At 61.1% G+C, this 12,359-nt stretch carries 1 protein-coding gene (only partly in view); it reads right to left on the bottom strand.

Going from position 1 to position 12,359, the window contains the following annotated elements:
• Window positions 1–12,359, bottom strand: the beginning of a protein-coding gene (locus OCW38_RS06815; protein WP_315974570.1) for a VCBS domain-containing protein. It extends 22,450 nt beyond the left edge of the window; the window shows 12,359 of its 34,809 coding nt (coding positions 1–12,359); the start codon lies at window positions 12,357–12,359; its stop codon lies off the left edge, out of view.

Here is a 12,359-nt window from a genome sequence, read left to right as displayed (position 1 = left end):
GTGATGACGCGTGTCACTGGGTCGCTATCGCTGTCCAGTGCCTGTACATCCGCGTGGTCGTTGTTCAGATCGTACGTCCAGTTGCCCGCCGCATCGATGCTGAAGCTACCCCAGTTGCCATCCGCTACGTTCGTTTGCGTAACGAACACCGCTTCGCCTGCGTCTGGGTCAACCACGTCCAACTTGCCTGTCGCTAGGTCGGTCACGTCTTCTTGCACCGCGCCCGCGTCGTCGCCATCTTGGCTTGGGGTCACGACCGCTTTGTCGTCGCTGCCCGTGATGGTCACGGTCACGTCGTGTGTCGTGCCGTCGGCCGTTGCCACCGTGATGACGCGTGTCACTGGGTCGCTATCGCTGTCCAGTGCCTGTACATCCGCGTGGTCGTTGTTCAGATCGTACGTCCAGTTGCCCGCCGCATCGATGCTGAAGCTACCCCAGTTGCCATCCGCTACGTTCGTTTGCGTAACGAACACCGCTTCGCCTGCGTCTGGGTCAACCACGTCCAACTTGCCTGTCGCTAGGTCGGTCACGTCTTCTTGCACCGCGCCCGCGTCGTCGCCATCTTGGCTTGGGGTCACGACCGCTTTGTCGTCGCTGCCCGTGATGGTCACGGTCACGTCGTGTGTCGTGCCGTCGGCCGTTGCCACCGTGATGACGCGTGTCACTGGGTCGCTATCGCTGTCCAGTGCCTGTACATCCGCGTGGTCGTTGTTCAGATCGTACGTCCAGTTGCCCGCCGCATCGATGCTGAAGCTACCCCAGTTGCCATCCGCTACGTTCGTTTGCGTAACGAACACCGCTTCGCCTGCGTCTGGGTCAACCACGTCCAACTTGCCTGTCGCTAGGTCGGTCACGTCTTCTTGCACCGCGCCCGCGTCGTCGCCATCTTGGCTTGGGGTCACGACCGCTTTGTCGTCGCTGCCCGTGATGGTCACGGTCACGTCGTGTGTCGTGCCGTCGGCCGTTGCCACCGTGATGACGCGTGTCACTGGGTCGCTATCGCTGTCCAGTGCCTGTACATCCGCGTGGTCGTTGTTCAGATCGTACGTCCAGTTGCCCGCCGCATCGATGCTGAAGCTACCCCAGTTGCCATCCGCTACGTTCGTTTGCGTAACGAACACCGCTTCGCCTGCGTCTGGGTCAACCACGTCCAACTTGCCTGTCGCTAGGTCGGTCACGTCTTCTTGCACCGCGCCCGCGTCGTCGCCATCTTGGCTTGGGGTCACGACCGCTTTGTCGTCGCTGCCCGTGATGGTCACGGTCACGTCGTGTGTCGTGCCGTCGGCCGTTGCCACCGTGATGACGCGTGTCACTGGGTCGCTATCGCTGTCCAGTGCCTGTACATCCGCGTGGTCGTTGTTCAGATCGTACGTCCAGTTGCCCGCCGCATCGATGCTGAAGCTACCCCAGTTGCCATCCGCTACGTTCGTTTGCGTAACGAACACCGCTTCGCCTGCGTCTGGGTCAACCACGTCCAACTTGCCTGTCGCTAGGTCGGTCACGTCTTCTTGCACCGCGCCCGCGTCGTCGCCATCTTGGCTTGGGGTCACGACCGCTTTGTCGTCGCTGCCCGTGATGGTCACGGTCACGTCGTGTGTCGTGCCGTCGGCCGTTGCCACCGTGATGACGCGTGTCACTGGGTCGCTATCGCTGTCCAGTGCCTGTACATCCGCGTGGTCGTTGTTCAGATCGTACGTCCAGTTGCCCGCCGCATCGATGCTGAAGCTACCCCAGTTGCCATCCGCTACGTTCGTTTGCGTAACGAACACCGCTTCGCCTGCGTCTGGGTCAACCACGTCCAACTTGCCTGTCGCTAGGTCGGTCACGTCTTCTTGCACCGCGCCCGCGTCGTCGCCATCTTGGCTTGGGGTCACGACCGCTTTGTCGTCGCTGCCCGTGATGGTCACGGTCACGTCGTGTGTCGTGCCGTCGGCCGTTGCCACCGTGATGACGCGTGTCACTGGGTCGCTATCGCTGTCCAGTGCCTGTACATCCGCGTGGTCGTTGTTCAGATCGTACGTCCAGTTGCCCGCCGCATCGATGCTGAAGCTACCCCAGTTGCCATCCGCTACGTTCGTTTGCGTAACGAACACCGCTTCGCCTGCGTCTGGGTCAACCACGTCCAACTTGCCTGTCGCTAGGTCGGTCACGTCTTCTTGCACCGCGCCCGCGTCGTCGCCATCTTGGCTTGGGGTCACGACCGCTTTGTCGTCGCTGCCCGTGATGGTCACGGTCACGTCGTGTGTCGTGCCGTCGGCCGTTGCCACCGTGATGACGCGTGTCACTGGGTCGCTATCGCTGTCCAGTGCCTGTACATCCGCGTGGTCGTTGTTCAGATCGTACGTCCAGTTGCCCGCCGCATCGATGCTGAAGCTACCCCAGTTGCCATCCGCTACGTTCGTTTGCGTAACGAACACCGCTTCGCCTGCGTCTGGGTCAACCACGTCCAACTTGCCTGTCGCTAGGTCGGTCACGTCTTCTTGCACCGCGCCCGCGTCGTCGCCATCTTGGCTTGGGGTCACGACCGCTTTGTCGTCGCTGCCCGTGATGGTCACGGTCACGTCGTGTGTCGTGCCGTCGGCCGTTGCCACCGTGATGACGCGTGTCACTGGGTCGCTATCGCTGTCCAGTGCCTGTACATCCGCGTGGTCGTTGTTCAGATCGTACGTCCAGTTGCCCGCCGCATCGATGCTGAAGCTACCCCAGTTGCCATCCGCTACGTTCGTTTGCGTAACGAACACCGCTTCGCCTGCGTCTGGGTCAACCACGTCCAACTTGCCTGTCGCTAGGTCGGTCACGTCTTCTTGCACCGCGCCCGCGTCGTCGCCATCTTGGCTTGGGGTCACGACCGCTTTGTCGTCGCTGCCCGTGATGGTCACGGTCACGTCGTGTGTCGTGCCGTCGGCCGTTGCCACCGTGATGACGCGTGTCACTGGGTCGCTATCGCTGTCCAGTGCCTGTACATCCGCGTGGTCGTTGTTCAGATCGTACGTCCAGTTGCCCGCCGCATCGATGCTGAAGCTACCCCAGTTGCCATCCGCTACGTTCGTTTGCGTAACGAACACCGCTTCGCCTGCGTCTGGGTCAACCACGTCCAACTTGCCTGTCGCTAGGTCGGTCACGTCTTCTTGCACCGCGCCCGCGTCGTCGCCATCTTGGCTTGGGGTCACGACCGCTTTGTCGTCGCTGCCCGTGATGGTCACGGTCACGTCGTGTGTCGTGCCGTCGGCCGTTGCCACCGTGATGACGCGTGTCACTGGGTCGCTATCGCTGTCCAGTGCCTGTACATCCGCGTGGTCGTTGTTCAGATCGTACGTCCAGTTGCCCGCCGCATCGATGCTGAAGCTACCCCAGTTGCCATCCGCTACGTTCGTTTGCGTAACGAACACCGCTTCGCCTGCGTCTGGGTCAACCACGTCCAACTTGCCTGTCGCTAGGTCGGTCACGTCTTCTTGCACCGCGCCCGCGTCGTCGCCATCTTGGCTTGGGGTCACGACCGCTTTGTCGTCGCTGCCCGTGATGGTCACGGTCACGTCGTGTGTCGTGCCGTCGGCCGTTGCCACCGTGATGACGCGTGTCACTGGGTCGCTATCGCTGTCCAGTGCCTGTACATCCGCGTGGTCGTTGTTCAGATCGTACGTCCAGTTGCCCGCCGCATCGATGCTGAAGCTACCCCAGTTGCCATCCGCTACGTTCGTTTGCGTAACGAACACCGCTTCGCCTGCGTCTGGGTCAACCACGTCCAACTTGCCTGTCGCTAGGTCGGTCACGTCTTCTTGCACCGCGCCCGCGTCGTCGCCATCTTGGCTTGGGGTCACGACCGCTTTGTCGTCGCTGCCCGTGATGGTCACGGTCACGTCGTGTGTCGTGCCGTCGGCCGTTGCCACCGTGATGACGCGTGTCACTGGGTCGCTATCGCTGTCCAGTGCCTGTACATCCGCGTGGTCGTTGTTCAGATCGTACGTCCAGTTGCCCGCCGCATCGATGCTGAAGCTACCCCAGTTGCCATCCGCTACGTTCGTTTGCGTAACGAACACCGCTTCGCCTGCGTCTGGGTCAACCACGTCCAACTTGCCTGTCGCTAGGTCGGTCACGTCTTCTTGCACCGCGCCCGCGTCGTCGCCATCTTGGCTTGGGGTCACGACCGCTTTGTCGTCGCTGCCCGTGATGGTCACGGTCACGTCGTGTGTCGTGCCGTCGGCCGTTGCCACCGTGATGACGCGTGTCACTGGGTCGCTATCGCTGTCCAGTGCCTGTACATCCGCGTGGTCGTTGTTCAGATCGTACGTCCAGTTGCCCGCCGCATCGATGCTGAAGCTACCCCAGTTGCCATCCGCTACGTTCGTTTGCGTAACGAACACCGCTTCGCCTGCGTCTGGGTCAACCACGTCCAACTTGCCTGTCGCTAGGTCGGTCACGTCTTCTTGCACCGCGCCCGCGTCGTCGCCATCTTGGCTTGGGGTCACGACCGCTTTGTCGTCGCTGCCCGTGATGGTCACGGTCACGTCGTGTGTCGTGCCGTCGGCCGTTGCCACCGTGATGACGCGTGTCACTGGGTCGCTATCGCTGTCCAGTGCCTGTACATCCGCGTGGTCGTTGTTCAGATCGTACGTCCAGTTGCCCGCCGCATCGATGCTGAAGCTACCCCAGTTGCCATCCGCTACGTTCGTTTGCGTAACGAACACCGCTTCGCCTGCGTCTGGGTCAACCACGTCCAACTTGCCTGTCGCTAGGTCGGTCACGTCTTCTTGCACCGCGCCCGCGTCGTCGCCATCTTGGCTTGGGGTCACGACCGCTTTGTCGTCGCTGCCCGTGATGGTCACGGTCACGTCGTGTGTCGTGCCGTCGGCCGTTGCCACCGTGATGACGCGTGTCACTGGGTCGCTATCGCTGTCCAGTGCCTGTACATCCGCGTGGTCGTTGTTCAGATCGTACGTCCAGTTGCCCGCCGCATCGATGCTGAAGCTACCCCAGTTGCCATCCGCTACGTTCGTTTGCGTAACGAACACCGCTTCGCCTGCGTCTGGGTCAACCACGTCCAACTTGCCTGTCGCTAGGTCGGTCACGTCTTCTTGCACCGCGCCCGCGTCGTCGCCATCTTGGCTTGGGGTCACGACCGCTTTGTCGTCGCTGCCCGTGATGGTCACGGTCACGTCGTGTGTCGTGCCGTCGGCCGTTGCCACCGTGATGACGCGTGTCACTGGGTCGCTATCGCTGTCCAGTGCCTGTACATCCGCGTGGTCGTTGTTCAGATCGTACGTCCAGTTGCCCGCCGCATCGATGCTGAAGCTACCCCAGTTGCCATCCGCTACGTTCGTTTGCGTAACGAACACCGCTTCGCCTGCGTCTGGGTCAACCACGTCCAACTTGCCTGTCGCTAGGTCGGTCACGTCTTCTTGCACCGCGCCCGCGTCGTCGCCATCTTGGCTTGGGGTCACGACCGCTTTGTCGTCGCTGCCCGTGATGGTCACGGTCACGTCGTGTGTCGTGCCGTCGGCCGTTGCCACCGTGATGACGCGTGTCACTGGGTCGCTATCGCTGTCCAGTGCCTGTACATCCGCGTGGTCGTTGTTCAGATCGTACGTCCAGTTGCCCGCCGCATCGATGCTGAAGCTACCCCAGTTGCCATCCGCTACGTTCGTTTGCGTAACGAACACCGCTTCGCCTGCGTCTGGGTCAACCACGTCCAACTTGCCTGTCGCTAGGTCGGTCACGTCTTCTTGCACCGCGCCCGCGTCGTCGCCATCTTGGCTTGGGGTCACGACCGCTTTGTCGTCGCTGCCCGTGATGGTCACGGTCACGTCGTGTGTCGTGCCGTCGGCCGTTGCCACCGTGATGACGCGTGTCACTGGGTCGCTATCGCTGTCCAGTGCCTGTACATCCGCGTGGTCGTTGTTCAGATCGTACGTCCAGTTGCCCGCCGCATCGATGCTGAAGCTACCCCAGTTGCCATCCGCTACGTTCGTTTGCGTAACGAACACCGCTTCGCCTGCGTCTGGGTCAACCACGTCCAACTTGCCTGTCGCTAGGTCGGTCACGTCTTCTTGCACCGCGCCCGCGTCGTCGCCATCTTGGCTTGGGGTCACGACCGCTTTGTCGTCGCTGCCCGTGATGGTCACGGTCACGTCGTGTGTCGTGCCGTCGGCCGTTGCCACCGTGATGACGCGTGTCACTGGGTCGCTATCGCTGTCCAGTGCCTGTACATCCGCGTGGTCGTTGTTCAGATCGTACGTCCAGTTGCCCGCCGCATCGATGCTGAAGCTACCCCAGTTGCCATCCGCTACGTTCGTTTGCGTAACGAACACCGCTTCGCCTGCGTCTGGGTCAACCACGTCCAACTTGCCTGTCGCTAGGTCGGTCACGTCTTCTTGCACCGCGCCCGCGTCGTCGCCATCTTGGCTTGGGGTCACGACCGCTTTGTCGTCGCTGCCCGTGATGGTCACGGTCACGTCGTGTGTCGTGCCGTCGGCCGTTGCCACCGTGATGACGCGTGTCACTGGGTCGCTATCGCTGTCCAGTGCCTGTACATCCGCGTGGTCGTTGTTCAGATCGTACGTCCAGTTGCCCGCCGCATCGATGCTGAAGCTACCCCAGTTGCCATCCGCTACGTTCGTTTGCGTAACGAACACCGCTTCGCCTGCGTCTGGGTCAACCACGTCCAACTTGCCTGTCGCTAGGTCGGTCACGTCTTCTTGCACCGCGCCCGCGTCGTCGCCATCTTGGCTTGGGGTCACGACCGCTTTGTCGTCGCTGCCCGTGATGGTCACGGTCACGTCGTGTGTCGTGCCGTCGGCCGTTGCCACCGTGATGACGCGTGTCACTGGGTCGCTATCGCTGTCCAGTGCCTGTACATCCGCGTGGTCGTTGTTCAGATCGTACGTCCAGTTGCCCGCCGCATCGATGCTGAAGCTACCCCAGTTGCCATCCGCTACGTTCGTTTGCGTAACGAACACCGCTTCGCCTGCGTCTGGGTCAACCACGTCCAACTTGCCTGTCGCTAGGTCGGTCACGTCTTCTTGCACCGCGCCCGCGTCGTCGCCATCTTGGCTTGGGGTCACGACCGCTTTGTCGTCGCTGCCCGTGATGGTCACGGTCACGTCGTGTGTCGTGCCGTCGGCCGTTGCCACCGTGATGACGCGTGTCACTGGGTCGCTATCGCTGTCCAGTGCCTGTACATCCGCGTGGTCGTTGTTCAGATCGTACGTCCAGTTGCCCGCCGCATCGATGCTGAAGCTACCCCAGTTGCCATCCGCTACGTTCGTTTGCGTAACGAACACCGCTTCGCCTGCGTCTGGGTCAACCACGTCCAACTTGCCTGTCGCTAGGTCGGTCACGTCTTCTTGCACCGCGCCCGCGTCGTCGCCATCTTGGCTTGGGGTCACGACCGCTTTGTCGTCGCTGCCCGTGATGGTCACGGTCACGTCGTGTGTCGTGCCGTCGGCCGTTGCCACCGTGATGACGCGTGTCACTGGGTCGCTATCGCTGTCCAGTGCCTGTACATCCGCGTGGTCGTTGTTCAGATCGTACGTCCAGTTGCCCGCCGCATCGATGCTGAAGCTACCCCAGTTGCCATCCGCTACGTTCGTTTGCGTAACGAACACCGCTTCGCCTGCGTCTGGGTCAACCACGTCCAACTTGCCTGTCGCTAGGTCGGTCACGTCTTCTTGCACCGCGCCCGCGTCGTCGCCATCTTGGCTTGGGGTCACGACCGCTTTGTCGTCGCTGCCCGTGATGGTCACGGTCACGTCGTGTGTCGTGCCGTCGGCCGTTGCCACCGTGATGACGCGTGTCACTGGGTCGCTATCGCTGTCCAGTGCCTGTACATCCGCGTGGTCGTTGTTCAGATCGTACGTCCAGTTGCCCGCCGCATCGATGCTGAAGCTACCCCAGTTGCCATCCGCTACGTTCGTTTGCGTAACGAACACCGCTTCGCCTGCGTCTGGGTCAACCACGTCCAACTTGCCTGTCGCTAGGTCGGTCACGTCTTCTTGCACCGCGCCCGCGTCGTCGCCATCTTGGCTTGGGGTCACGACCGCTTTGTCGTCGCTGCCCGTGATGGTCACGGTCACGTCGTGTGTCGTGCCGTCGGCCGTTGCCACCGTGATGACGCGTGTCACTGGGTCGCTATCGCTGTCCAGTGCCTGTACATCCGCGTGGTCGTTGTTCAGATCGTACGTCCAGTTGCCCGCCGCATCGATGCTGAAGCTACCCCAGTTGCCATCCGCTACGTTCGTTTGCGTAACGAACACCGCTTCGCCTGCGTCTGGGTCAACCACGTCCAACTTGCCTGTCGCTAGGTCGGTCACGTCTTCTTGCACCGCGCCCGCGTCGTCGCCATCTTGGCTTGGGGTCACGACCGCTTTGTCGTCGCTGCCCGTGATGGTCACGGTCACGTCGTGTGTCGTGCCGTCGGCCGTTGCCACCGTGATGACGCGTGTCACTGGGTCGCTATCGCTGTCCAGTGCCTGTACATCCGCGTGGTCGTTGTTCAGATCGTACGTCCAGTTGCCCGCCGCATCGATGCTGAAGCTACCCCAGTTGCCATCCGCTACGTTCGTTTGCGTAACGAACACCGCTTCGCCTGCGTCTGGGTCAACCACGTCCAACTTGCCTGTCGCTAGGTCGGTCACGTCTTCTTGCACCGCGCCCGCGTCGTCGCCATCTTGGCTTGGGGTCACGACCGCTTTGTCGTCGCTGCCCGTGATGGTCACGGTCACGTCGTGTGTCGTGCCGTCGGCCGTTGCCACCGTGATGACGCGTGTCACTGGGTCGCTATCGCTGTCCAGTGCCTGTACATCCGCGTGGTCGTTGTTCAGATCGTACGTCCAGTTGCCCGCCGCATCGATGCTGAAGCTACCCCAGTTGCCATCCGCTACGTTCGTTTGCGTAACGAACACCGCTTCGCCTGCGTCTGGGTCAACCACGTCCAACTTGCCTGTCGCTAGGTCGGTCACGTCTTCTTGCACCGCGCCCGCGTCGTCGCCATCTTGGCTTGGGGTCACGACCGCTTTGTCGTCGCTGCCCGTGATGGTCACGGTCACGTCGTGTGTCGTGCCGTCGGCCGTTGCCACCGTGATGACGCGTGTCACTGGGTCGCTATCGCTGTCCAGTGCCTGTACATCCGCGTGGTCGTTGTTCAGATCGTACGTCCAGTTGCCCGCCGCATCGATGCTGAAGCTACCCCAGTTGCCATCCGCTACGTTCGTTTGCGTAACGAACACCGCTTCGCCTGCGTCTGGGTCAACCACGTCCAACTTGCCTGTCGCTAGGTCGGTCACGTCTTCTTGCACCGCGCCCGCGTCGTCGCCATCTTGGCTTGGGGTCACGACCGCTTTGTCGTCGCTGCCCGTGATGGTCACGGTCACGTCGTGTGTCGTGCCGTCGGCCGTTGCCACCGTGATGACGCGTGTCACTGGGTCGCTATCGCTGTCCAGTGCCTGTACATCCGCGTGGTCGTTGTTCAGATCGTACGTCCAGTTGCCCGCCGCATCGATGCTGAAGCTACCCCAGTTGCCATCCGCTACGTTCGTTTGCGTAACGAACACCGCTTCGCCTGCGTCTGGGTCAACCACGTCCAACTTGCCTGTCGCTAGGTCGGTCACGTCTTCTTGCACCGCGCCCGCGTCGTCGCCATCTTGGCTTGGGGTCACGACCGCTTTGTCGTCGCTGCCCGTGATGGTCACGGTCACGTCGTGTGTCGTGCCGTCGGCCGTTGCCACCGTGATGACGCGTGTCACTGGGTCGCTATCGCTGTCCAGTGCCTGTACATCCGCGTGGTCGTTGTTCAGATCGTACGTCCAGTTGCCCGCCGCATCGATGCTGAAGCTACCCCAGTTGCCATCCGCTACGTTCGTTTGCGTAACGAACACCGCTTCGCCTGCGTCTGGGTCAACCACGTCCAACTTGCCTGTCGCTAGGTCGGTCACGTCTTCTTGCACCGCGCCCGCGTCGTCGCCATCTTGGCTTGGGGTCACGACCGCTTTGTCGTCGCTGCCCGTGATGGTCACGGTCACGTCGTGTGTCGTGCCGTCGGCCGTTGCCACCGTGATGACGCGTGTCACTGGGTCGCTATCGCTGTCCAGTGCCTGTACATCCGCGTGGTCGTTGTTCAGATCGTACGTCCAGTTGCCCGCCGCATCGATGCTGAAGCTACCCCAGTTGCCATCCGCTACGTTCGTTTGCGTAACGAACACCGCTTCGCCTGCGTCTGGGTCAACCACGTCCAACTTGCCTGTCGCTAGGTCGGTCACGTCTTCTTGCACCGCGCCCGCGTCGTCGCCATCTTGGCTTGGGGTCACGACCGCTTTGTCGTCGCTGCCCGTGATGGTCACGGTCACGTCGTGTGTCGTGCCGTCGGCCGTTGCCACCGTGATGACGCGTGTCACTGGGTCGCTATCGCTGTCCAGTGCCTGTACATCCGCGTGGTCGTTGTTCAGATCGTACGTCCAGTTGCCCGCCGCATCGATGCTGAAGCTACCCCAGTTGCCATCCGCTACGTTCGTTTGCGTAACGAACACCGCTTCGCCTGCGTCTGGGTCAACCACGTCCAACTTGCCTGTCGCTAGGTCGGTCACGTCTTCTTGCACCGCGCCCGCGTCGTCGCCATCTTGGCTTGGGGTCACGACCGCTTTGTCGTCGCTGCCCGTGATGGTCACGGTCACGTCGTGTGTCGTGCCGTCGGCCGTTGCCACCGTGATGACGCGTGTCACTGGGTCGCTATCGCTGTCCAGTGCCTGTACATCCGCGTGGTCGTTGTTCAGATCGTACGTCCAGTTGCCCGCCGCATCGATGCTGAAGCTACCCCAGTTGCCATCCGCTACGTTCGTTTGCGTAACGAACACCGCTTCGCCTGCGTCTGGGTCAACCACGTCCAACTTGCCTGTCGCTAGGTCGGTCACGTCTTCTTGCACCGCGCCCGCGTCGTCGCCATCTTGGCTTGGGGTCACGACCGCTTTGTCGTCGCTGCCCGTGATGGTCACGGTCACGTCGTGTGTCGTGCCGTCGGCCGTTGCCACCGTGATGACGCGTGTCACTGGGTCGCTATCGCTGTCCAGTGCCTGTACATCCGCGTGGTCGTTGTTCAGATCGTACGTCCAGTTGCCCGCCGCATCGATGCTGAAGCTACCCCAGTTGCCATCCGCTACGTTCGTTTGCGTAACGAACACCGCTTCGCCTGCGTCTGGGTCAACCACGTCCAACTTGCCTGTCGCTAGGTCGGTCACGTCTTCTTGCACCGCGCCCGCGTCGTCGCCATCTTGGCTTGGGGTCACGACCGCTTTGTCGTCGCTGCCCGTGATGGTCACGGTCACGTCGTGTGTCGTGCCGTCGGCCGTTGCCACCGTGATGACGCGTGTCACTGGGTCGCTATCGCTGTCCAGTGCCTGTACATCCGCGTGGTCGTTGTTCAGATCGTACGTCCAGTTGCCCGCCGCATCGATGCTGAAGCTACCCCAGTTGCCATCCGCTACGTTCGTTTGCGTAACGAACACCGCTTCGCCTGCGTCTGGGTCAACCACGTCCAACTTGCCTGTCGCTAGGTCGGTCACGTCTTCTTGCACCGCGCCCGCGTCGTCGCCATCTTGGCTTGGGGTCACGACCGCTTTGTCGTCGCTTGCCACTACACCAATATTAACGGTTATAGTGTCTGTGCCACCTTGGCCGTCGGAGACAACAACCGTAAAGCTATCATCACCGTTGTAGTTTTCATTAGGTGTGTAGGTCCAGTCACCGTTTTCATCGACAACAACAGTTCCGTTTGAGGGATCAGTGGCTTTGGTGAAAGACAGAGAGTCACCGTCTTCGTCTGAAGCTGAAAGGGTTCCGTTTACTGGGGTATCTTCATCGGTTGTAAATGAGAGAGTGTCGCCAACAGGGTCATTGTTGTTATCAACAAAGGTAGGAGGATTGTTAGGTTGGTCAACCGAACGGAAAGCATCAAGAAGACTCAAGCTTTGAGTACGAGACATTCCCAGCGCTTCAAAGCCCGTCGTTACAAATTCAGTACCTGGAATGGTTTCTTCACCGTCGCGCTCAATAGTCCCGCTACTTACTAGGCTTGAACCACTTTCACCAGCTGCCGTTGCAAATTCTTCGCCTAGCTCCGTCGGATCCTGACCTTCTTCTAAAGCCGTAAAGATATTTGCAATGTCTTGGTCTAGTTCAACTTCACCGCCATCTTCAGGCGAAAAACGCTTGACTGAAATTGGAGATTCAGAGTTTTCGCTCTGGGATTCAAGAATGACATCCCCTGCTTGTAATGGCTGGCCGTCTTCTAGGACTTTAATTGTACCATCTACCGAAACAACAATGCGTTGACCAAGTGCCAATGCACCGCTCGCATTCAATACTGTCATGTCCAT

Source organism: Vibrio cyclitrophicus (assembly GCF_024347435.1).
GTDB classification, from domain to species: domain Bacteria; phylum Pseudomonadota; class Gammaproteobacteria; order Enterobacterales; family Vibrionaceae; genus Vibrio; species Vibrio cyclitrophicus.
This window is presented reverse-complemented; position numbering and strand designations above follow the sequence as displayed.